13 protein-coding genes and 1 pseudogene are annotated in these 22,306 nt (G+C 57.9%); 8 read left to right on the forward strand and 6 right to left on the reverse strand.

Annotated features, from left to right (window positions below; genetic code table 11):
- The 4 genes and pseudogenes from dnaA (at position 1) to gyrB (ending at position 6,213) form a co-directional block, all read left to right on the forward strand.
- The gene (gene dnaA / locus ACM0M4_RS00005; protein ID WP_003109151.1) at positions 1 to 1,545 is read left to right on the forward strand and encodes a chromosomal replication initiator protein DnaA; all 1,545 of its coding nucleotides are present in this window, start codon (positions 1 to 3) and stop codon (positions 1,543 to 1,545) included.
- A 28-nt stretch (positions 1,546 to 1,573) separates the two neighbouring features.
- Positions 1,574 to 2,677, forward strand: a complete 1,104-nt coding sequence (gene dnaN, locus ACM0M4_RS00010; RefSeq protein ID WP_003097262.1) for a DNA polymerase III subunit beta — start codon at positions 1,574 to 1,576, stop codon at positions 2,675 to 2,677.
- A gap of 9 nt (positions 2,678 to 2,686) precedes the next feature.
- Positions 2,687 to 3,789, forward strand: a pseudogene (gene recF / locus ACM0M4_RS00015) (DNA replication/repair protein RecF).
- Positions 3,790 to 3,792: 3 nt separating this feature from the next.
- Entirely contained in the window at positions 3,793 to 6,213 is a 2,421-nt protein-coding gene (gene gyrB, locus ACM0M4_RS00020) for a DNA topoisomerase (ATP-hydrolyzing) subunit B (RefSeq protein ID WP_003097268.1), read from the forward strand.
- Positions 6,214 to 6,333: 120 nt separating this feature from the next.
- On the opposite strand, the gene ACM0M4_RS00025 is transcribed toward gyrB, so the two are convergent.
- From ACM0M4_RS00025 to ACM0M4_RS00050, 6 genes are all read right to left on the reverse strand, one after another.
- Positions 6,334 to 7,062: a M48 family metallopeptidase gene (locus ACM0M4_RS00025; protein ID WP_221345460.1), complete on the reverse strand. Its 729-nt coding sequence runs from the start codon at positions 7,060 to 7,062 to the stop codon at positions 6,334 to 6,336.
- On the reverse strand, positions 7,052 to 10,159 hold the full coding sequence (locus ACM0M4_RS00030; RefSeq protein ID WP_065085108.1) for a type I restriction endonuclease subunit R: 3,108 nt from the start codon (positions 10,157 to 10,159) through the stop codon (positions 7,052 to 7,054). Before ACM0M4_RS00030 ends, ACM0M4_RS00025 begins: the two co-directional genes overlap by 11 nt.
- 44 nt (positions 10,160 to 10,203) lie before the next feature.
- On the reverse strand, positions 10,204 to 10,623 hold the full coding sequence (locus tag ACM0M4_RS00035) for a hypothetical protein (RefSeq protein ID WP_034070167.1): 420 nt from the start codon (positions 10,621 to 10,623) through the stop codon (positions 10,204 to 10,206).
- The gene (locus tag ACM0M4_RS00040) at positions 10,620 to 11,873 is read right to left on the reverse strand and encodes a restriction endonuclease subunit S (protein WP_221345461.1); all 1,254 of its coding nucleotides are present in this window, start codon (positions 11,871 to 11,873) and stop codon (positions 10,620 to 10,622) included. The genes ACM0M4_RS00035 and ACM0M4_RS00040 overlap by 4 nt, the downstream gene beginning before the upstream one ends.
- Positions 11,870 to 14,269 (reverse strand): type I restriction-modification system subunit M, encoded by a 2,400-nt coding sequence (locus ACM0M4_RS00045; protein WP_065085109.1) that lies wholly within the window; start codon positions 14,267 to 14,269, stop codon positions 11,870 to 11,872. The genes ACM0M4_RS00040 and ACM0M4_RS00045 overlap by 4 nt, the downstream gene beginning before the upstream one ends.
- Before the next feature lie 99 nt (positions 14,270 to 14,368).
- Positions 14,369 to 16,132, reverse strand: a complete 1,764-nt coding sequence (locus tag ACM0M4_RS00050; protein ID WP_065085110.1) for an N-6 DNA methylase — start codon at positions 16,130 to 16,132, stop codon at positions 14,369 to 14,371.
- Positions 16,133 to 16,662: 530 nt separating this feature from the next.
- Between ACM0M4_RS00050 and ACM0M4_RS00055 the strand changes: the two genes are divergently transcribed.
- The 4 genes from ACM0M4_RS00055 to ACM0M4_RS00070 are packed head-to-tail and all read left to right on the forward strand — an operon-like array spanning position 16,663 to position 22,130.
- Entirely contained in the window at positions 16,663 to 17,397 is a 735-nt protein-coding gene (locus tag ACM0M4_RS00055) for a TnsA endonuclease N-terminal domain-containing protein (RefSeq protein WP_221345462.1), read from the forward strand.
- On the forward strand, positions 17,387 to 19,318 hold the full coding sequence (locus ACM0M4_RS00060) for a Mu transposase C-terminal domain-containing protein (protein ID WP_221345463.1): 1,932 nt from the start codon (positions 17,387 to 17,389) through the stop codon (positions 19,316 to 19,318). The genes ACM0M4_RS00055 and ACM0M4_RS00060 overlap by 11 nt, the downstream gene beginning before the upstream one ends.
- Positions 19,315 to 20,259 (forward strand): TniB family NTP-binding protein, encoded by a 945-nt coding sequence (locus tag ACM0M4_RS00065; protein WP_065085113.1) that lies wholly within the window; start codon positions 19,315 to 19,317, stop codon positions 20,257 to 20,259. Before ACM0M4_RS00060 ends, ACM0M4_RS00065 begins: the two co-directional genes overlap by 4 nt.
- On the forward strand, positions 20,256 to 22,130 hold the full coding sequence (locus ACM0M4_RS00070; RefSeq protein WP_221345464.1) for a TniQ family protein: 1,875 nt from the start codon (positions 20,256 to 20,258) through the stop codon (positions 22,128 to 22,130). The genes ACM0M4_RS00065 and ACM0M4_RS00070 overlap by 4 nt, the downstream gene beginning before the upstream one ends.
- The last annotated feature ends 176 nt before the right edge of the window (positions 22,131 to 22,306 follow it).

Raw genomic sequence — 22,306 nt, forward strand, 5'->3', positions numbered from 1 at the left:
GTGTCCGTGGAACTTTGGCAGCAGTGCGTGGATCTTCTCCGCGATGAGCTGCCGTCCCAACAATTCAACACCTGGATCCGTCCCTTGCAGGTCGAAGCCGAAGGCGACGAATTGCGTGTGTATGCACCCAACCGTTTCGTCCTCGATTGGGTGAACGAGAAATACCTCGGTCGGCTTCTGGAACTGCTCGGTGAACGCGGCGAGGGTCAGTTGCCCGCGCTTTCCTTATTAATAGGCAGCAAGCGTAGCCGTACGCCGCGCGCCGCCATTGTCCCATCGCAGACCCACGTGGCTCCCCCGCCTCCGGTTGCTCCGCCGCCGGCGCCAGTGCAGCCGGTATCGGCCGCGCCCGTGGTAGTGCCACGTGAAGAGCTGCCGCCAGTGACGACGGCTCCCAGCGTTTCGAGCGATCCCTACGAGCCGGAAGAACCCAGCATCGATCCGCTGGCCGCCGCTATGCCGGCCGGAGCAGCGCCTGCGGTGCGCACCGAGCGCAACGTCCAGGTCGAAGGTGCGCTGAAGCACACCAGCTATCTCAACCGTACCTTCACCTTCGAGAACTTCGTCGAGGGCAAGTCCAACCAGTTGGCCCGCGCCGCCGCCTGGCAGGTGGCGGACAACCTCAAGCACGGCTACAACCCGCTGTTCCTCTACGGTGGCGTCGGTCTGGGCAAGACCCACCTGATGCATGCGGTGGGCAACCACCTGCTGAAGAAGAACCCGAACGCCAAGGTGGTCTACCTGCATTCGGAACGTTTCGTCGCGGACATGGTGAAGGCCTTGCAGCTCAACGCCATCAACGAATTCAAGCGCTTCTACCGCTCGGTGGACGCACTGTTGATCGACGACATCCAGTTCTTCGCCCGTAAGGAGCGCTCCCAGGAGGAGTTCTTCCACACCTTCAATGCCCTTCTCGAAGGCGGCCAGCAGGTGATCCTCACCAGCGACCGCTATCCGAAGGAAATCGAAGGCCTGGAAGAGCGGCTGAAATCCCGCTTCGGCTGGGGCCTGACGGTGGCCGTCGAGCCGCCGGAACTGGAAACCCGGGTGGCGATCCTGATGAAGAAGGCCGAGCAGGCGAAGATCGAGCTGCCGCACGATGCGGCCTTCTTCATCGCCCAGCGCATCCGTTCCAACGTGCGTGAACTGGAAGGTGCGCTGAAGCGGGTGATCGCCCACTCGCACTTCATGGGCCGGCCGATCACCATCGAGCTGATTCGCGAGTCGCTGAAGGACCTGTTGGCCCTTCAGGACAAGCTGGTCAGCATCGACAACATCCAGCGCACCGTCGCTGAGTACTACAAGATCAAGATATCCGATCTGTTGTCCAAGCGGCGTTCGCGCTCGGTGGCGCGCCCGCGCCAGGTGGCCATGGCGCTCTCCAAGGAGCTGACCAACCACAGCCTGCCGGAGATCGGCGTGGCCTTCGGCGGTCGGGATCACACCACGGTGTTGCACGCCTGTCGTAAGATCGCTCAACTTAGGGAATCCGACGCGGATATCCGCGAGGACTACAAGAACCTGCTGCGTACCCTGACAACCTGACGCAGCCCACGAGGCAAGGGACTAGACCATGCATTTCACCATTCAACGCGAAGCCCTGTTGAAACCGCTGCAACTGGTCGCCGGCGTCGTGGAACGCCGCCAGACATTGCCGGTTCTCTCCAACGTCCTGCTGGTGGTCGAAGGCCAGCAACTGTCGCTGACCGGCACCGACCTCGAAGTCGAGCTGGTTGGTCGCGTGGTACTGGAAGATGCCGCCGAACCCGGCGAGATCACCGTACCGGCGCGCAAGCTGATGGACATCTGCAAGAGCCTGCCGAACGACGTGCTGATCGACATCCGTGTCGAAGAGCAGAAACTTCTGGTGAAGGCCGGGCGTAGCCGCTTCACCCTGTCCACCCTGCCGGCCAACGATTTCCCCACCGTAGAGGAAGGTCCCGGCTCGCTGAACTTCAGCATTGCCCAGAGCAAGCTGCGTCGCCTGATCGACCGCACCAGCTTCGCCATGGCCCAGCAGGACGTGCGTTACTACCTCAACGGCATGCTGCTGGAAGTGAACGGCGGTACCCTGCGTTCCGTCGCCACCGACGGCCACCGACTGGCCATGTGCTCGCTGGATGCGCAGATCCCGTCGCAGGACCGCCACCAGGTGATCGTGCCGCGCAAAGGCATCCTCGAACTGGCTCGTCTGCTCACCGAGCAGGACGGCGAAGTCGGTATCGTCCTGGGCCAGCACCATATCCGTGCCACCACTGGCGAATTCACCTTCACTTCGAAGCTGGTGGACGGCAAGTTCCCGGACTACGAACGCGTACTGCCGCGCGGTGGCGACAAGCTGGTGGTCGGTGACCGCCAGCAACTGCGCGAAGCCTTCAGCCGTACCGCGATCCTCTCCAACGAGAAGTACCGCGGCATTCGCCTGCAGCTTTCCAACGGTTTGCTGAAAATCCAGGCGAACAACCCGGAGCAGGAAGAGGCCGAGGAAGAAGTGCAGGTCGAGTACAACGGCGGCAACCTGGAGATCGGCTTCAACGTCAGTTACCTGCTCGACGTGCTGGGTGTGATCGGTACCGAGCAGGTCCGCTTCATCCTTTCCGATTCCAACAGCAGCGCCCTGGTCCACGAGGCCGACAATGACGATTCTGCCTATGTCGTCATGCCGATGCGCCTCTAAACATACTGAATGTCCCTGACCCGCGTTTCGGTCACCGCGGTGCGCAACCTGCACCCGGTGACCCTCTCCCCCTCCCCCCGCATCAACATCCTCTACGGCGACAACGGCAGCGGCAAGACCAGCGTGCTCGAAGCCATCCACCTGCTGGGCCTGGCGCGTTCATTCCGCAGTGCGCGCTTGCAGCCGGTGATCCAGTACGAGGAAGCGGCCTGCACCGTATTCGGCCAGGTGATGTTGGCCAACGGCATCGCCAGCAACCTGGGGATTTCCCGTGAACGCCAGGGCGAGTTCACCATTCGCATCGATGGGCAGAACGCCCGAAGTGCGGCTCAATTAGCGGAAACACTTCCACTGCAACTGATCAACCCGGACAGCTTTCGGTTGCTCGAGGGAGCGCCGAAGATCCGCCGACAGTTCCTCGATTGGGGAGTGTTCCACGTGGAACCTCGGTTTCTGCCCGTCTGGCAGCGCCTGCAGAAGGCGCTGCGCCAGCGGAACTCCTGGCTCCGGCATGGTAAACTGGACCCCGCGTCGCAAGCGGCCTGGGACCGGGAATTGAGCCTGGCCAGCGATGAGATCGATGCCTACCGCAGAAGCTATATCCAGGCGTTGAAACCGGTATTCGAGGAAACCCTCGCCGAATTGGTTTCACTGGATGACCTGACCCTTAGCTACTACCGAGGCTGGGACAAGGACCGGGACCTCCTGGAGGTCCTGGCTTCCAGCCTGTTACGCGACCAGCAGATGGGCCACACCCAGGCGGGACCGCAGCGTGCGGATCTTCGCATACGGTTGGCAGGTCATAACGCCGCGGAGATTCTCTCGCGCGGTCAGCAGAAGCTGGTGGTATGCGCCCTGCGCATCGCCCAAGGCCATCTGATCAATCGCGCCAAGCGCGGACAGTGCGTCTACCTGGTGGACGACCTGCCCTCGGAACTGGATGAGCAGCATCGAATGGCTCTTTGCCGCTTGCTTGAAGATTTGGGTTGCCAGGTATTCATCACCTGCGTGGACCCGCAACTATTGAAAGACGGCTGGCGCACGGATACGCCGGTATCCATGTTCCACGTGGAACATGGAAAAGTCTCTCAGACCACGACCATCGGGAGTGAAGCATGAGCGAGAACAACACGTACGACTCTTCCAGCATCAAGGTGCTGAAGGGGCTGGATGCCGTACGCAAGCGCCCCGGCATGTACATCGGCGACACCGACGATGGCACCGGTCTGCACCACATGGTGTTCGAGGTGGTGGATAACTCCATCGACGAAGCGCTGGCCGGTTACTGCAGCGAAATCAGCATCACCATCCATACGGATGAGTCGATCACTGTCCGCGACAATGGACGCGGTATTCCGGTGGATATCCACAAGGAAGAAGGGGTTTCTGCGGCGGAAGTGATCATGACCGTCCTCCACGCCGGCGGCAAGTTCGACGACAACACCTACAAGGTGTCCGGCGGCTTGCACGGTGTGGGCGTCTCGGTGGTGAACGCGCTGTCCCATGAACTGCGCCTGACCATCCGTCGCCACAACAAGGTCTGGGAACAGGTCTACCACCACGGCGTTCCGCAGTTCCCACTGCGCGAAGTGGGCGAGACCGATGGCTCCGGCACCGAAGTTCACTTCAAGCCGTCCCCGGAGACCTTCAGCAACATCCACTTCAGTTGGGACATCCTGGCCAAGCGCATCCGCGAGCTGTCCTTCCTCAACTCCGGCGTCGGCATCCTGCTGCGCGACGAGCGTACCGGCAAGGAGGAGCTGTTCAAGTACGAAGGCGGTCTGAAGGCCTTCGTCGAGTACCTGAACACCAACAAGACCGCGGTGAACGAGGTATTCCACTTCAACGTCCAGCGTGAAGAGGACGGCGTGGGTGTGGAAGTCGCCTTGCAGTGGAACGACAGCTTCAACGAGAACCTGCTCTGCTTCACCAACAACATCCCGCAGCGTGACGGCGGCACCCACCTGGCCGGTTTCCGTTCGGCGCTGACGCGTAACCTGAACAACTACATCGAGGCCGAAGGCCTGGCGAAGAAGTTCAAGATCGCCACCACCGGCGACGATGCCCGCGAAGGCCTCACCGCGATCATCTCGGTGAAGGTACCGGACCCGAAGTTCAGCTCGCAGACCAAGGACAAGCTGGTCTCCTCCGAGGTGAAGACTGCGGTGGAACAGGAGATGGGCAAGTACTTCGCCGACTTCCTGCTGGAGAATCCCAACGAAGCCAAGGCCGTGGTCGGCAAGATGATCGACGCCGCCCGTGCCCGCGAGGCCGCGCGCAAGGCGCGCGAGATGACCCGCCGCAAGGGCGCGCTGGACATCGCCGGCCTGCCCGGCAAACTGGCCGATTGCCAGGAAAAGGACCCGGCGCTCTCCGAACTGTACATCGTGGAGGGTGACTCCGCGGGCGGTTCCGCCAAGCAGGGCCGCAATCGCCGGACCCAGGCGATCCTGCCGCTCAAGGGCAAGATCCTCAACGTCGAAAAGGCGCGCTTCGACAAGATGCTCTCCTCCCAGGAGGTCGGTACGCTGATCACCGCCCTGGGCTGTGGCATCGGCCGCGAGGAATACAACATCGACAAGCTGCGCTACCACAACATCATCATCATGACCGATGCTGACGTCGACGGTTCGCACATCCGCACCCTGCTGTTGACCTTCTTCTTCCGCCAGATGCCCGAGCTGATCGAGCGTGGCTACATCTACATCGCCCAGCCCCCGTTGTACAAGGTCAAGCGCGGCAAGCAGGAGCAGTACATCAAGGACGACCAGGCCATGGAAGAGTACATGACCCAGTCGGCCCTGGAAGACGCCAGCCTGCACGTCAACGAGCACGCTCCGGGCCTGTCCGGAGCAGCGCTGGAGAAACTGGTCAACGAGTATCGCGGGGTGATCGCCACCCTCAAGCGCCTGTCGCGCCTGTACCCCCAGGAGCTGACCGAGCACTTCATCTACCTGCCTACCGTGTCGGTGGACGACCTGGCTAACGAGTCGGCCATGCAGGGCTGGTTGGAGAAGTTCCAGGCGCGCCTGACCGCCGCCGAGAAGTCCGGCCTGACCTACAAGGCCAGCCTGCGCGAAGACCGCGAGCGCCACCTGTGGCTGCCCGAGGTGGAACTGGTGGCCCACGGCCTGTCCAGCTACGTCACCTTCAACCGTGACTTCTTCGCCAGCAATGACTACCGCTCGGTGTCGCTGCTCGGCGACCAGCTGAACAGCCTGCTGGAAGACGGCGCCTACGTGCAGAAGGGTGAGCGCAAGCGCCCGATCAGCGCCTTCAAGGACGGCCTGGACTGGCTGATGGCCGAAGGTACCAAGCGCCACAGCATCCAGCGATACAAGGGGCTGGGCGAGATGAACCCTGAGCAGCTGTGGGAAACCACCATGGATCCGAACGTCCGGCGCATGCTCAAGGTGACCATCGAGGACGCCATCGCCGCCGACCAGATCTTCAACACCCTGATGGGCGATGCCGTGGAGCCGCGCCGCGACTTCATCGAAAGCAACGCGCTGGCGGTGTCGAACCTGGACGTGTGACGGGTCGTGTCGCGGGGCACATTAAATGTCCGAAGTGGGCGGGTTAATGTCCGCTCAAAAGAAAAAACCCCAGCCTTCGTTCTGGGGTTTTTTCTTTATAAATCAGTACAGTAGGACAACTTATCGTCCCCAGCGCTCATCTGCCAACATGCTTGCATTAAGTTCGTCGCGAAAAACCTGCCACTGCGGAAGGTACAGATTTAGCAGTGCTTGGAAGCGCTCGTTGTGGTGCCGTTCAAGCAGATGGACTAGCTCGTGCACCAGGATGTACTCCAGACACTGCACAGGCTTCTTTGCCAACTCAAGATTCAGCCAGATGCGGCGTGCTTCGATGTTGCAAGTACCCCATTTGGTCTTCATCCGCTTGATGCCCCAGGCTCGCGCTTCAACCTCTAACTTTGGCTGCCATTTCTCCAGCAACTCCGGCATCAGACGTTTCAGTTCGGCCCGGTAGAAGTTGTGCAGCACCTGTTCGCGGCGTTCGACTGTGGTGTCAGGGCGCACAAACAAATCCATGGTCGCTGTGCCACGCAGGGCGATGCGTAATGCCCCCGTGGTTTCGTGAACGCGCAGGCGGTAGCGTCGGCCCAGAAAGTAATGGCTTTCACCACTGACCATGCGCCGCTGGGATTGCCGGGGCTGGGCCTGAAATTTTGCCCGCTGGCGTTTGATCCAGCCAAGCTTACCGACCACTGCCAGGCGAACAGCTTCGTCATCTACCGCCAATGGAGCCGCCACACGCACACGCCCCTCTGGAGGATAAACGCCCAGGTGCAGATTTTTGATTGGCTTACGCACGACCTCCACGGTCAAACCGCTGACCGTGATATTGCGAGACTCAGTATTCATGCTGATGCTTGACCAGTTCCAGCAAGGCTTCCAGCCGCTCGTTGTCTTGCCCTGCTGAGTAGCTGCCCTGCGATTCGGCGGAGTCTTTGCCCCACTGATCCAGCACGTTCTTGATCGCCAGGCGAACACGTTTGATCTTCATGGAATTGCTGCGCCAGTCGTCCTGCCGGCTGTCCAACACCGCCGCGTCCACAGCCAATGCCAGGCTGGAGTCATGCCCCAGGTTGTCATACAGCGCTTTACGGGCGTTGTTGTTGATCGAGCCAGGGTAGTTGTTGGCGCTGGTTGGGTTCTTCGCCTGCTTGGTCAGCTCCACCACCTCGGCCAGGTATTCCTGGTAGCTGATAGCGTCTTCCTTACGCTTGGCGATCAACGCATTGAGCAACGAGGACATGGTTTCGTAGTACTTCGGGTTGATCGGCGACTCGTCGATGATCAACTTACGCACGTTGTTCTCAATGGTTTCGGCCACGGCTTCCAGGCTTTCACGGATTCCCTTGGGCAGAGCGTCGATGGCACCCACGCCGCGCTCGACGATCAGCTCAATCAGTGACATATCGTCGAAGGCGGAAATCTTCTCGCTGTCTTCGGCACGGATGTAGGTGTCGATCAAAAAGCGCATGTCTGGCTCGTAGGCCTTGAGGTCGATGTAGTCGCCGCTGGCAAGCTTCACCTCATCGCGTACCTTGGCGAAATGATCGACCTCGGACTGGATCTCTGCGATTTCCTTGGTGCTGTAACCCGCCTCTTCCAGCTCATTGGCGATATTGCCGAAGCAGCGGATCAGCGCTGAGGTCATCTTGTACAGGTTCAGGCGCTTGGGCTCATTGGCCTTGAGCTGCTCAGCGTTGCCCGAGTCAGTGCCGCAGAAGAAGCGCAGATAAGCCGGCGTATCCTTAGGTTGATCCACCGGCTCGCAAAGCGCTTTGATCGCCTCGCGGGCATCTTCGAGATCTTCCTCGGCCTTGCTCAGACGGTCTCCCAATAGCCCGGCCACGTCGGCCTCATCGTAGCCGTCCAGCGCGCCGCTGGTATAGTCGCCAATGGCGCCTTCCAGCTGCTTGAACAAGTCCTTGTAGTCGATGATGTAGCCGTACTGCTTGTCCTCACCATCCAGGCGGTTGACCCGGCAGATGGCCTGGAACAGGCCATGGTCGCGCATCTGCTTGTCGATATAGAGATAGGTCGCGGAAGGCGCGTCGAAGCCGGTCAGCAGCTTATCCACCACGATAAGCAGGCGCATCTGCCCCGGCTCTTTGATAAAGCGCTGTTTGACCTCCTTTTCGAAGGTCTCCGGGTCTTTGTCGCCAAGCATCTGGTTGTAGATGGCGTACTGACGCAGCTTTTCGGTCAGCCCTTCGCCAGTCGCTTCACCCTTGATGTCGGCAGCCGATGGTTTGTAGCTAGTGACGATGGCGCACTTGTCACCCATGCCCGCTTTGCTGAATAGCTCGTAGCACTTACAGGCTTCGAAGATGCTGCTGGTTACCAGCATGGCATTGCCTCGGCCATCGGCCAGGCGCGGCTTGGTGGCCATGTCCAGCAGGATGTCGGCGACAATTTTCTCCAGCCGCGACTGGCTCGACAGTACCTTCTGCAAGGTGCCCCAGCGCTGCTTAAGCTGAGCCTTGGCTAGGTCGTTTAGGCCCTTGGTTTTGGCCTCGAACCACTGATCAATCTTCTTCTGTGAAGTGATGTTTTGGTCAATGTCGCGGGCCTCGTAGCGCAGGTCGAGCACCACGCCATCGGCCACTGCTTCATTGAACTTGTAGGTGTGGATGTAGCGGCCAAATACCTCGATGCTCTTCTGCTTGTCGGCCTTGAGCAGCGGCGTACCGGTGAAGCCAATAAACACCGCGTTGGGCAGGATGAGCTTCATCGCTTTGTGCAGCTCGCCGGATTGAGTGCGGTGGCACTCATCGACGAACACATAGAGATCACCCTTGGCGCGGAAGTCTAGCGGCAGGCTCTTGCGCAGCTCCTCTACGAAGCCCTCCACGTCGGCATCTTCGCGGGTACCGAACTTGTGGATCAGTGAGCACAACAGCCAGGGCGAAGGTTGGTTGAGTTTGTCGATCAGATCGGCACCGCTGGTGGTACGCACGATCTGCTCGTTAACGCCGGTAAATACCTTCTCAATTTGCTCATCCAGCTCAGTGCGGTCAGTGATGATCAGCACCCGCGAATCCTGGATGTTTTCCCGAATCCATTTGGTCAGCCAGACCATGGTCAGGGATTTACCCGAGCCCTGTGTGTGCCAGATGATCCCGCCCTCGCGCTGACGCAGGTAGCGCTGCGCCTCGCGGATGCCGAAGTACTGGTTATGCCGGCAGAGCTTTTTCACCCCGCTGTCGAACACGATGTAGTCATGGATCAGCTCTAGAAAGCGAGTCTTGTTGCACAGCTGAAGTAGGTGCCGATCCAGCAGATTATCGGCAGTGGTGCTCTCCTCGCTTTCTTCCTTCCATGTGAGGTAATACTTCTCGCCGGTCTGGATAGTGCCGTAGCGCAGACCCTGAGTGTCATTGCCCGCCATCACGAATTGCTGGGTGGAGAAGAACGGTTGGATAAACTCGACCTTTTGGTTATCCAGGTTCTGCCGAATGCCCTCGTTCACCGCCACCTTGGAGCGCTTGAGTTCCAATACGCCCAGGGCAATACCATTCACATAGAGCACGATATCCGGGCGCTTGGTATTAGCCTTGGCATCGACGCCCTTGACGGTGACTTCCTCCGCAATGGCGAAGTGGTTTTTATCAGCCTGTTTCCAGTTGATCAGCCATACCGTCTGGGTATTCTCACCCACCTCAGGCTTGATCTTCACCCCATAGCGCAGCAGTTCGTATACCGCCTTGTTGCGGTCATACAGGCCCATGCTGGCGTCATTGGTAGCCTTGTTCAGCTCGAAGATGGCCCGGCTGGCTAGATTGGCCTCGACGCCCTGCTCTTCCAGCCAGCCGCGCAGCAGCTCTGGTTCGATATTGGCGTTGTTCGGGCGCTCGGCCCAGTCGCCGAGGTGCTCATAGCCCAGTGCATGCTGAAACAGCTTGGCCACACGTTGCTGGGTTTTTTTTTCGATCTGGCCAACGGTACTCATCTCTCTTCCTCGCTGCTCCCTGCTAAGTGTCTCTGGTTGCGTTCCTAGCTTGTCTGCAACTCGATGGCGGATACGATATTTGCTATCTGCACCGAAGCGCCAAGACGGTCGGATGCAACAGCAGTCACAAATCGATGGTTTTGCTTCAAGTGGTCGATATCGTCAGCCTCTGCAAGCTCAACATCCATCCATTTGCTGTCATCAGAAATTGCGGTAATGCGCCGTATGGCAATCATGTGGCCATCTGTGGTCAATAAGCCGAAAAGCCACCAGTCATCCATCATTCGGGAGGTATACCAAGCAGGAAGTATTTCTGAGGCCACGCCGGAGTCCCCAATCATGGCAACCTTGCTGCTGACTTTTTTCCATTGAATATGAGTAAACCACAGGCTCCAGGCAGCCACGGCGAGGCTAAGGGTAGAGATCACGGCTCCAGCTAGTGCTATCCAATCGCTGCTGCTCATTTCAGACGGATTCTTCCTGTGAGTAGTTCTTGCATCATGCCTTGTTTGATCTGGCGAGCCTTGTCGCGGCGGGTTTCGAGAGCGGCAAGTTCAGCATCCATATCTGACAGAACAGTGCTAATGGCTGTTTGCTCTTCCTCTAAAGGTTGAGGGATTTCGAGCTGCATAAAGGCGCTTTTCGCGATGTTGTAGCGGGTAGCGCCCTGTGCCAGTACGGACATAGCAGCGCGCCCTGCCTTGCTCCTGAACCAGTATGCGAAGAAAAGCCCATTCACTCTTGCCGCCGTGTTGAAGCGGAAGCCGAAGCAGAAGCTGTTCAGGTAGAGGTTCGGGATCTCATCAAGCAGAACTGAGCAGAAGCCCACTTCTTCAGGCGTTTCTGAGGAGCCATTGAAGAAAAGGTCTCCCTTCTTGGCGAGATTTTGTGCTTCGTCCGGCGCAACATCGACAGGTTCAAGCCAGTTCGCATCTATCACCGTATCGGTCATAACATTCATAAAAGGGATGTAGCGAGCTTCGCCGTGGCCGAAATCAATTTTTGTCTTTCCGGCGAGGCCACCATAGGTATTACCCAATGCTCGCATGGGTTTTACGTTCCACTCCCCACGAAACCCTGGCAGGCGGATTTGGCCGGTGAGGAGTTGTTGCATTGTGGTTTGCTGGATGTCGCGTTTTTTGGCGATCAGTTGATCCAGGCTGCTGATCAAGTTGTCTATGCCCGACAGCGCTGATGCAATGTGCTTTTGCTCTTCTAACGGCGGAAGAGGGATGGTTAGCTCTTTAAAGTACGGCAGACCAATTGTTTTGATGGTGTTGCCGTTAGCGATTCGCTCGAACTCAGGCTTCTTTGATTGGAGCCAGTAATACAGGAAATGATTGTCCAGCCGTTGGCCGCAAGTCCAGGCCATGAAATGCTGACTAACAGCCATGTCAGTGGCCATGATTGCGCTTTTCCCTACCCCAGCATCTCGGCTGAGCACTACCGTGCCTTTCTGATGGAGAACGGCAGAAGAGTTTTTGATGCCTTCAATCGTTATCGTTGCTGCTGTGTCCTCAATGTAAAGTGCATCGAGTTGGGCTGAGTCCTGAAGAGAAATCCACTTAATCGAGCCATCCCAGTACTCGGGATGCTTTTTGTCAGGTGTGTGGCCACTACCACGCTTGGTTACGGAGTCCAGTAATACATGCTCCCAATCGTCTTTTGGGACGTTTCCCTCAGTGGGCATGCTGATCTCTGCTGCTTGATTCATACAGCAAACCCCATCGTCACCAGATGCGCATTCACTTTGACCGCCAGCGCTTCCACTTCTGCATTTAGCGCCGGCAGCGGTGTGGCATAGCGCTCGGCTAGTTGACGAATACGGCCACTGAGCGCCTGTGACACCCGATCCAGCTCGGTCTGCACATCGGTTTGCAGGGTGGCCAGCCATTTGTCGTCCACCACCAGGGTTTTCAGCTCGTCTTCGCTGAGCTTGGCATAGTGGCCCTGTACCTTGGCATCCAGCGCCTTCTGCGCTGCTTTGACCTTCTTGCTGGCTTCTGCTTCGCGCTCGATCAGCGCCAGGCATTGTTCCAGCGCATGGCGTTCCTCGTAGGCATCCAGGTCGTGCTTAATGGCCTTGAGGCGGGCTTTGACGCTGGCGGCGGTGAGCTTGCCCTTGTCGGTCTTGCCTTCAGCCAGCGGGCCATCTTCACCGCCCTGTTCCTCGTCAAGCTCCTCCAGCTCACGGCTGACGGCGTCGCGTTTTGCTTCTAGTTCGCTGATGGCGGCGGCTTCGGCGGCGTAGTAGCGGCGCACGATCAGTTCGGGTGGCAGCAGATCGGTATTGGGCTCGCCCTGGCTATGGCCGCTGGCAATCAGTGGCTGCCAGCCGTCGATCACGAGTTGGTATACATCATCCTGAAGCGTGGCGTACCAGTAGTCCTGGAGGTGCTGGTAGACGTCGTAGGCATCCAGTAGCGGTGCGGCCTCGAAGCGATGCAGCAAATCTTCGGCCAACTCTTTGAGTAGAGTCTTGGGCTGGTCGCCAATGGCGATGCCGGCTAGGTTCGGGCGGTGTTCGGCACGCCAGGCCTCGAACAGGCCCGCCACCGTCTGGCGGAAGGCATCGAACTCGGCGTGGCCGAAGATGGTCGGCTTGATCTCGTTGACTACAACCTTGAGGCTGAGGTAGCCGGGGCGCAGTGGCTCGAACAGCGCGCTGCGCAGGTTAGGCATCACTTGCCAGTAGGCATACAGGGCGTCGATATCTCGCTCAGGAATGCCACCATGCAGGTGGGCCTCGATGTCCTGGAGATCCTCTTCTTCGCTGGTGTCGATATAGCGCGGGATATTCAGGTTGAAGTCGTTGGCCTCGATCTCGGCCAGTGGCACCAGGCGCGAGAACTTGGGCAGTTCGCGCTGCTGGGTGCAGGCATCGACGATCTTGTGGATGTCCTGCTCGCGCAGGCGGTTCTTGTTGCCGTCTTTGATAAAGCCCTTGCTGGCATCGATTAGGAACAAGCCCTTGCGCCCTGCACTGCCAGCTTTATCCAGAATGATGATGCAGGCGGGAATGCTGGTTCCGAAGAACAGGTTGGCGGGCAAACCGATAATGGCTTGGATATAGCCCTGCTGGAGGATGCGCTTGCGGATCACACCCTCGGCACCTCCACGGAACAATACGCCGTGGGGCAGAATCACTGCCGCCTTGCCAGTGCTTTTCAGCGAGGTAAGCATGTGCAGGAGAAAGGCGTAGTCGCCGTTCTTGTCGGGTGGAATGCCGTAGCCAAAGCGGTTGTAGTCGTCCTCGGCTGGGTTGAAGCCATTGCTCCAGGCCTTGGTGGAGAACGGTGGGTTGGCGACGATAAAGTCGAACAGCTTGAGGTTACCCAGCGGGTCTTTGAAATGCGGCGCGGAGAGGGTGTTGTCCTTCCAGATTTCCGCCGTTGGGCAGTCATGCAGGATCATGTTCATCTTGGCCAAGGCGCTGGTGGCGTTGTCCATTTCCTGGCCGTAGATGGCCAGATCCAGGCCGGTGGTGCTTTTGGCTTCATCATGGGCTTTGAGCAGCAGTGAGCCCGAGCCGCAAGTTGGGTCGTAAATGCTCTGTTTGCTGTCAGTTGCACCAGCCAGACCGATGACCTGGGACATGATCCGCGACACCTCGGCTGGGGTGTAAAATTGCCCCTTGCTCTTGCCTGACTCGGTGGCGAAGTGGCGCATCAGGTATTCGTAGGCGTCGCCAAGGATATCGTCGCCCTGGGCACGGTTGCTGCGGAAATCGAGGCCGGGCGAATTGAAGATGCTGATGAGGTTGGACAGGCGGTCGACCATCTCCTTGCCTTTACCGAGTTTCTCCTGGTCGTTGAAGTCGGCCACGTCGATGACGCCGGTAAGGTTATTGGCCTCGGCCAGGCGGGCGATGATCTGGTTGATCTTGTCGCCGATCTCCTTGTCGCCCTTGAGCGCCACCATGTCGACGAAGCTGCCGCCTGCCGGCACCTCGATCAGCGAATGGGGATTGCCGGCGTACCTGTCCGATACGTATTTCATGAACAGCAGCACCAGAACGTAGTCCTTGTACTGCGAGGCATCCATGCCCCCGCGCAGCTCGTCGCAGGACTTCCACAGAGATGAATAGAGTTCGGATTTCTTGATGGCCATTTTCTTGCCTTACCGCCTATGCGGGTAATAACAGTGTCGAACCGGTCTGAGAGATCTGGGATGCCAGTTCGTGGATTAATTCGGGGATGTCTTGGTTCGTCAGAGTGTCCAGAGCGCTGATGCTAGGCTTGCCTGCTTACTACGCAATTGCTGAATTTCTTGCTGGATCCGAACTTCGTGTTCAAGGATTTCGGATGCTGTGCTCATGGCTTCCTGGCTAATAGAAGGAATACCTAAGTCCTTAAGGGATGCGAGCTGAATGGTGGGCATGCTTGCACCTACTACCAAACGGCTAAGCAGCGCTTGGCCAATTTCAGAGCGGAGGTAAACCAATAGGGCTTTCGACTCATAGGACGCATCTTTCAATGACCGCAGTACTACGAAGGACTGTCCAGCGACCCAGCCACCCTCTCCCGCTGGCGGCGCCTGAGGGACAATCCCGACTTTGCCGACCGAGCCTTTAATTGCCAGCAGAATGTCGCCTGCTTGAAGGAAATAGGTCTTGGCTTTAGGTGAGCTGAGATCGAATAGGGAATCCTTGCTCGCCGAAACGATGGCTCCAAAGTCAGGGATGTCGGAGGCCTGCACCTCTCGAACCGCAACCCCTGAAGATGACGTGGAATGCTGACGCGAGCGGATGATCTCAACATGTTCACCGAGCCTCGCTAGGGGAAGGTCAGCGAGTATTTGTTCCAGCTTCTGGGCCGCATCATCAAGCACGTAGCGCCCGACCTCTAGATTGAAGTCGTTGCTGCGCACCTGTTCTGGCTGGACCGAGACGGCACTGGGACTACTCTCGACTCCTCTAGCGAGCTTTACCAAGACATCGATTTGAGTGAGTTCAGCCCGCTTTTTCGTGGCAGATGTGCAGAACTGTTCGCTGTCCGCATTCACAAAGTGGATCTGTTGGGATTGCTTTTTGGTGTTCAGAACGAGCACCGAGGTTGGAATGGCCGAGCCAGTAAGCAGACCGCTTGGCAGGGAAATAACGGCCTCTATAGCGCCGCGCTCAAACAGTTCTTTCCTAAAGCTACGTTCCGCACCAACACTGAATAGAACCGAGTTCGGTACAACAGCAATGACACGTCCGGCCGTCTGAGCCATCAGGTGCTGTAGTTGGAGAACACTCCCCGAAACGGTTTTTTCGGTGAAACGGCCGAATAGATCGCTGTCAACGACCTCGCGGTCGTAGCGAACACCCATGGGCGGAACAGCAATGGAGGAGGCGAAACGTTTAAGCCGCCCATGTTCCAGTGCCCGTGGAGCGTGTATTGGATCACCCGATAGTACTTGCCACTGATCGAGTGAGGTCAGTGTGAGTACCTGAGCTGCAAGCAGCGGTAGTGGTGTTTCAACCAGTACTTCGTAGCCGATACGGCGCGCCCGTGCAGCAAGCTGCCCGGAATGCTCCCATGGTGCATAGACCGAGCAGCCATCCGCTGGATCCAGAAGTGCGATCACCAGGTCTGCCAACGTAGGAGCCAAGCCTTGAGGTGAGTTCCTATCAGCGGCCCAGTAACAGATGTCATCCGCGCTAAAAGCGTTAAGCAGTCCCTGTTTACCTAGCTCGACGACTTTTTTCAGGAGCGGAAAAAGATCGCGGGCAGTGTCGAGCAGCTTGTATGCACCCTCATCTATAAAGGATGCCGGCGCATGGCTTTGGACCTGGCTAAGGCTCTCTATGATCTGCACCAGCTCTTTTCCGAGCTGTTCTTCCAGATGGAGGTGCTGGGGGAGCAATCCTTTCTCCTGGATTTTCCACCACGCAATAAAGGGCAGGGTCAGCGAGATGGCTTCCGACCCTGAGCCCGCTGAGCGCAGCATGTCTGCCAGCTGCCAGAGAATTTTTTCGTTGATATCCAAACGTCAGCTTCCTACGCCTACCGGATCAGAGGGGGAGACCAATCGCATTGCTCTGTGGTTGTGAGAAGCCTACACGGCATAAAGTGCTACATCAATAAAGTATTGACTACTTTTTAAGGTATTGCTATGATGTGCCACAGGTGGAGAGATTCGCCTGGAGTGTCGGCTGCGCTGACTTGAGGTCTGACGCGCACAATGCCGAGTGGCGTTCTCATCGTCGAGATGCCACTGAATCAAGATTTCCTCAAGCGGAGATCTATTAACCACTGTTGGTTTCCGCTTCTCGGAATACTTTCCGAGAATTACGGGTGTCCGTTTGTCTGAATAAAAGCGTTTGACTAAACGTTCTTTTGTTACTGCATGATTTTTTTGGCTTCTAATTCATTGATTTTGTGAAGGGGATTTTGTCTTTATGTTTTTCGCTTGGGTTAACTTCTTATTATTTTGATTTTTTCTGCATCGGTCTCATAAATCACGGTTGTGATTTTTGAAGATTGGAAAATAATCAAGATAGAAGAGAGGTGGCTCAAATGATTAACGATGGCAAAAGTTCTGGAGGAGTCAGGGATGTCACGCGACGAGTTCATCGCGGTCGGCGTGCTTTGGCCTTCTTCTCGCAAAAGAATGCAGATACCGAAGTCCGGGTCGAGTCTGGCCTTGAGCTGGATGTCGGGATGCTGTTGGAAGCTGATCCCCGTGTATTGTCGTATAGCGCCCAGCCGTTCTTCCTAGAGCTTGAGACAGGTAAGCTATTTGATAAAAAGACAGAATTCCCCAAGCGCTTGGGCATAAAGCCTCGCTGGTATACACCGGATTTTCTTTGTCAGATGCAGGATGGCTCGCAACTGGCAATTGATGCCAAACACTCCAGTTTCCACGAGAAATTCGCCAAGCGTAGCCCGGAAATCACCGAGTCCCTGAGGCAGTTGGGTATCGGCTTTTGCGTAATTGCCAATGATGCGGTGGATGTAACTGTTTGCCTTAACCTCCGCACCCTGCACGGATTGCGCGCTCCCTGCCACCGGGATTTCGTAATGATGGCCACGGCAGAGATCGAACAGCAGTTGCTGCTGGCAACAACCTGGCGCTCTGTCGAGTTGGAGACTCGTTTGAGTGGAGCGCGCCCCGCCGTGCTCGCAGGACTTTTGAACGGTCTACTACGTGCTGATCTGCGCTGCCCACTTTTTGAGCCGGCCAGCGTCGTTACGGCTAGCTATGGCGATCTGTCTCACTTTATCCACCTGGAGCTGCCCCATGGAATTTAAGGTTGGCACCGTGGTTATGCGTGAGACAGAGCGCCTGCGCGTCTCTTCCATTCGTCCCGAGGTTTCGCAGATTGTGCTGGAGGGTTCGCGTGGTGAGCAGTTCGTTCGGTCTGTTGATGAATTCAACACCGATGTAGCCGGCGGCAAGCTGAAACCACTCTTTGCGAATCAGGCTGCTCGCCTCGGTCAACTGCCGTCACGGCAATTGACCGAAAATGAGCGAAGGCACCTTGATCGTCGTATTGAGTTGCTTCAAGTCTTGGACAGGCTTGAGCCGGACGCGAGATGGTCGGAGCGCATGCAGGTACTTCGAGAATATTGCGAAGCAGGCAAACTTAATGTGCCGTCACAAAAGACGCTGAATCGCTGGGTAGCCCTTCGCCACAGTGGCCTAGGGCCTGAAATTTTGGCTCCTCGACTTAGTGCGAGAGGTCGAAAGATTCCCGCGTTCGATGATGACCCGTTCGAAGAAATTATCATGGATGAGATTATTCAGTGCTATTGCAAGACTGAAAAATATGGTCGAACACAGATTACGGATTTCGTGAATAACAAATGCCGAGATTTCGCAGAAAAGAGCGGCATTGATTTTCGCGGAATATCGAGGCGAAGCGTCAGTCGCCGGATTCAAAAGCTTGCCTACTACCTTATCAAGCCCGGGAAAGTTGACAGTTCCACTTTCAATCAAGACATGCGCGTGGCTTTGAAAGCAATCTTCACGGAGCGGCCCTACGAGCGCGTTGAGATGGACGCTGCCAAATTGCCAGTTTTCTGCGTGGACGCCAATGGCATAGTGATTGGCCGTCCCTGGCTGTATGCCGCCCTCGACTGTGCCAGTTCAACTCCCATCATTATCGTGCTGAGCATCCAGCCACCTTCTCAGGAGTTTGTGTTGCGGGCGTTGGAGTTTGCTTTTACCCCGAAGGGACTGGCGTTCAGCGAGAAGTATGGATTGCGTAATCAATGGCCGGCCCCGGCAGCTATCGAGCGCGTCGTACTGGACAATGCTGTCGAGCACCATGGCGGTGCGGTGCTCAGTGCACTGCGTTTCCTCGGCATCACGGTGGATTATCCACAGGCGGCGAAGCCGCAGCACAAACCGTTCATTGAGCGCTTTTTCAAGACGCTCAACGACTCGTTGCTTTATGCCCTGCCGGGCTCAGTCAAAAATAGAGTTCAACCGGACTCGACGCTCACTGAAAAGGCAATAGCCGAAGCGCGACTAACGGTAGAGGAAGTGGAGCAGCAAATCATGAAATGGGCGGCGGATGTGTACATGCAACAGCCCTTGTACCGGCTAGAGGAGCGATTCGGCCCAAGGACGTCACCTGTACTGGCGTTGACAATGCTGAAACAACAGCACGTGGTCCTGCCTCCCCCGGATCCGGAGCGTTTTCGTGCCGCGTGCCTCCGCTACAACAGTCAATTGATGACGTTGTCGCGTGAAGGTGTTTGCTGTGATGGTGAAAAATTCCAGAGCCCTGCGCTGGGGGCGTTGTACCGCGAGCTGGGGCCCAAGCAAAAAGTTGAGGTTCGCTATAACCCGCTGGACTGCACCGAAGTATCGGTTGTGCATCCGCGTGATCCCCAACAGGTCATTCAAGCGTTCAATCGGCGTCCAGGCATGCCTAGAATCAGCTTTGACGACGCGCGTGCCGCTCGCCGCCGGAACTATCGCAGTGATGCCGAGATGTCGGGTGAGCAGTATCACGAGGATCACATCGAACAATTGCGGGTCTTCCAGCATCAATCGAAATCGCGACGGATGCAGGATCGCAATCGTGCGGCACGAGGACAGGCTCGTGCGGCGGCAGCGCGAGAGTTGGACCATGCCACCATAGCGCCGAACACTACATCGCCGGTCCCTGCTCCGGCTACCCCGATTGCTGCACCCCGCCGTAAGAAAGGGAGTGCGCAATGAGCATCGCCAGCACCGAGCTGATCGTCCACCAGCAATTTGGTCAGGCTCTGGAGCGGGCTCACCGGGTTATTCACCGAGCGTTGGCGGGAGAATCGCTGATGTTGCCGATTTTTGGACCGACGCGGGTGGGCAAATCCCAGCTCGTTGATGAGCTGGTAGCCGCTTATCCGAGCCAATTGGTGGACGGGGTTCGTCGACAGCCATTGGTGCGGGTGAAGGTCCTGGGGCGGCCGACCCGTCGGAGCCTCTCCGAAGCGGTGTTGATGGCGCTGAATACGCGTCGTTATGGGCGGGCCAGCGCTGATGAGCTGATGTCGCGAGTCTGCGATTTGCTGCGCGTCGTGGGCACGCGGGTATTGCTGTTCGAGGAGATGCAGCAGTTCGTCGAAGGCATGTCTGCCAAAGCGACGCGAGAGGCTTCGGACTGGTTGAAAATCATGGCAGAGGAATTGGGTATCACCCTGATTTTGGTGGGTTTGCCGATCACGAGTGAGATTTTTCTGCGCAACGAGCAACTGCGCGACCGTGCCGAGCGTGTCCAGGAAATCCGGCCGTACAATTGGAACGACCCGCTGCAACAGGGGGAATTCCAACAGGCCCTGAATGCACTGCTGGAGGCCTACCTGGAGGCAGGTTGGCTGCTCCCGGTTGCGCAGGACCCTGAACTCTTGGCGCGTGTATACGGCTCTTGTCTGGGGCGGGTCGGCATGCTGTTCAAGCTGTTTGTTGCCGTCGAGCATCTGGCACGCAAGCACGTCCTCGATTTCGCCTTGCTGGCCAGGGCGCATGAGGAAGCGATTCAGACCGACTTCCTCCAATTCAACCCCTTCGATAAGAGTCGAACCCTGACGCACAACTTGCTGGTGGAGAGCTATGTGCGTGTGCTGACCGAGGCACACATGTCGATTCCGAAAGTGCGCCAAGCCGAGGTGGTGGCATGAGCTTGCCTGTCATCGTAGCGCCGCTTTCTGATGAAAGCCTGTCCGGCTGGCTGATGCGTACCAGTGAACGCAATGTTATTCCCAGTGCGATCCAGCTTCTGCGCTCGCTTGGGTTTAAGCCTCGTGTCGACTATCCCACGAAACAAGTGGAGGTATTGGCCGAAGAGTGTGGCGTTGCCGTTGAAAGCATCCTGCTTCGAAATCCTGCGCGTCGGTCGACGACGCCCCTCCTACGTCATCGGTTTCAGCGCAACACCGGCACACCGGTATGCCCGGCGTGTCTAGTAGAGCAGGCATACCTGCGCCAGGCCTGGAGCCACGACCTGATCGTCGCCTGTCCCCACCATAGTGTTGGCCTGGTCGACGTCTGTTCGAGTTGTGGCAGCCCGCTGACGATGGACCGCCAGCGCGTGGACACTTGCGATTGCGGGCAGGCCTTGTGCGAGGTGCCTACTCACCCCGCTTCAACGGCAGAACTGGCGCTTGCAGCTTTGTTGCAACAGGCACCGCACCCTGCCCGACAGAGCCTGCCGGTAGCCTTCCGAGAAGGCACTACCCCTGCCGACATGTCCGAGTTTCTTGAGTTCCTGGAGGCCCATTTGGGCGGGGATTCGACTGCTAGCAAACACCGGAAGTCGCCTCGGCCGAAGACGCTGATTGAATCGCGTAGCTGGGTCGCTCGGCTGTGGCCTCTGCTCGCAGGCTGGCCGCAGGGTTTTACTGCGGCCATCGATCAGCGTCTTCAGCGGACGGAGGGGCCCGGTCTCGCCAAGCGTCTGGGCAGTTGGTATCGCACACTGCACAAGGAATTCGCCACACCGCCCTATGCCTTCGTCCGGGATACGTTGGCACAACACACGGCGACGCACTTCGACGGCCATCTCAACTTGCGTCTGAGCACCATCGACCCGAAGCACGTCGAAGAAAAGTGCTGGCTGTCTCCGGCAGAAGCCGGTCGCTTCATTGGCGTGGGTGCCGAATTGCTGCGTGCAGCAGTGCTCAGTGGCGAGGTCAAAGGAAAACTCACGGTGTCAGGGGCGAACCGCTTCGTTTCCCTGCATCGCGACGAAGTCGAAACCATACGCCGCAATCGTCTGGCCTATCTGACGGCGACTGACGTCCGCAATCGCCTGGGGGTATCGAAGGTACTCTTCCAGCGCTTGCTGCAAGCCGGTGCGCTGCGTCGCTACAGCAAGCGGCAGCGGCCGCCGCTGGTATCCGCCGAGTTTCGTGAGAAAGAGGTGGATGCACTGGTCGAGCGCTTGTCCTCGAACGTCGATGCTCGTGCCTTGCCAGAGGAGCAGCAGCTGGGGCTGCACGACATGTCCGCGCGTCGTGGGCTGACACCGGACCAGATTATTGGCGTGCTTCAGTGCGTACTGGATGGCCGCCTACGTCCGACGGGCCAGCTTCCCGATCTTCCTGGGTTGGCAGGCCTGCGCTTCGACCGCCGAGAGGTTGAGGCGCTGTTGGCAGCGGACGTTGAGGACGCGCACGAGCCGACGCTGCTGATTACCGACGTCGTGCGAATGCAGGGTTGGAAGCATGAAAGCATCCTGGCTTGGATCAAGGCGGGCCACCTGCGCGTGGTGCACGAGCAACGCGGTCAGCAGCAGGTGACGGCGATTCCTGTTTCAGCACTGCTCGATTTCCTCTCGCGCTACCTGGTGCTGGCTGATGCGGCTGAGCGCGTCGGCAGCAAATCGAATTGGATTTTGCGGGGGTTGATGCCCGCCGGCGTCGCGGCGGTTGGCGGGGCGTCCCTACCGGGCGGTGGGCAGCGTGGGGTGTTGCTGGAGATCGATGCCCTCCTCCACGCCGCGCAGCGGAACAAGCGTCCGCAACACGAGGTGCCGCCGTGTGCGTTGTGAGTTGTGCTTGTCCGTTACCACCCAAGGCAGGAGGGTGGGTAGCGCCGTGTGCTACGCGCGGTAAAGGCCTGCGATCCAATTTATTTATCGACGTCGCTTCGTAAACCGCAGACCCCTCGTAAATCGGGGCAGTTGACGATGGGCGTGTGGTTTACGGTTCCTTGAGTGAGGGACTG

It is taken from the genome of Pseudomonas sp. 18-147 (genome assembly GCF_051048045.1).
GTDB lineage: Bacteria > Pseudomonadota > Gammaproteobacteria > Pseudomonadales > Pseudomonadaceae > Pseudomonas > Pseudomonas aeruginosa.

Bases quoted from the DNA above. Each gene is read 5' to 3' on its own strand.
- ACM0M4_RS00070 (WP_221345464.1), top strand. From the start codon at position 20,256: ATGAGCTTGCCTGTCATCGTAGCGCCGCTTTCTGATGAAAGCCTGTCC.
- ACM0M4_RS00055 (WP_221345462.1), top strand. From the start codon at position 16,663: ATGATTAACGATGGCAAAAGTTCTGGAGGAGTCAGGGATGTCACGCGA.
- ACM0M4_RS00045 (WP_065085109.1), bottom strand. From the start codon at position 14,269: ATGGCCATCAAGAAATCCGAACTCTATTCATCTCTGTGGAAGTCCTGC.
- ACM0M4_RS00030 (WP_065085108.1), bottom strand. From the start codon at position 10,159: ATGAGTACCGTTGGCCAGATCGAAAAAAAAACCCAGCAACGTGTGGCC.
- ACM0M4_RS00025 (WP_221345460.1), bottom strand. From the start codon at position 7,062: ATGAATACTGAGTCTCGCAATATCACGGTCAGCGGTTTGACCGTGGAG.
- ACM0M4_RS00060 (WP_221345463.1), top strand. From the start codon at position 17,387: ATGGAATTTAAGGTTGGCACCGTGGTTATGCGTGAGACAGAGCGCCTG.
- ACM0M4_RS00035 (WP_034070167.1), bottom strand. From the start codon at position 10,623: ATGAGCAGCAGCGATTGGATAGCACTAGCTGGAGCCGTGATCTCTACC.
- ACM0M4_RS00040 (WP_221345461.1), bottom strand. From the start codon at position 11,873: ATGAATCAAGCAGCAGAGATCAGCATGCCCACTGAGGGAAACGTCCCA.
- gyrB (WP_003097268.1), top strand. From the start codon at position 3,793: ATGAGCGAGAACAACACGTACGACTCTTCCAGCATCAAGGTGCTGAAG.
- ACM0M4_RS00065 (WP_065085113.1), top strand. From the start codon at position 19,315: ATGAGCATCGCCAGCACCGAGCTGATCGTCCACCAGCAATTTGGTCAG.
- dnaN (WP_003097262.1), top strand. From the start codon at position 1,574: ATGCATTTCACCATTCAACGCGAAGCCCTGTTGAAACCGCTGCAACTG.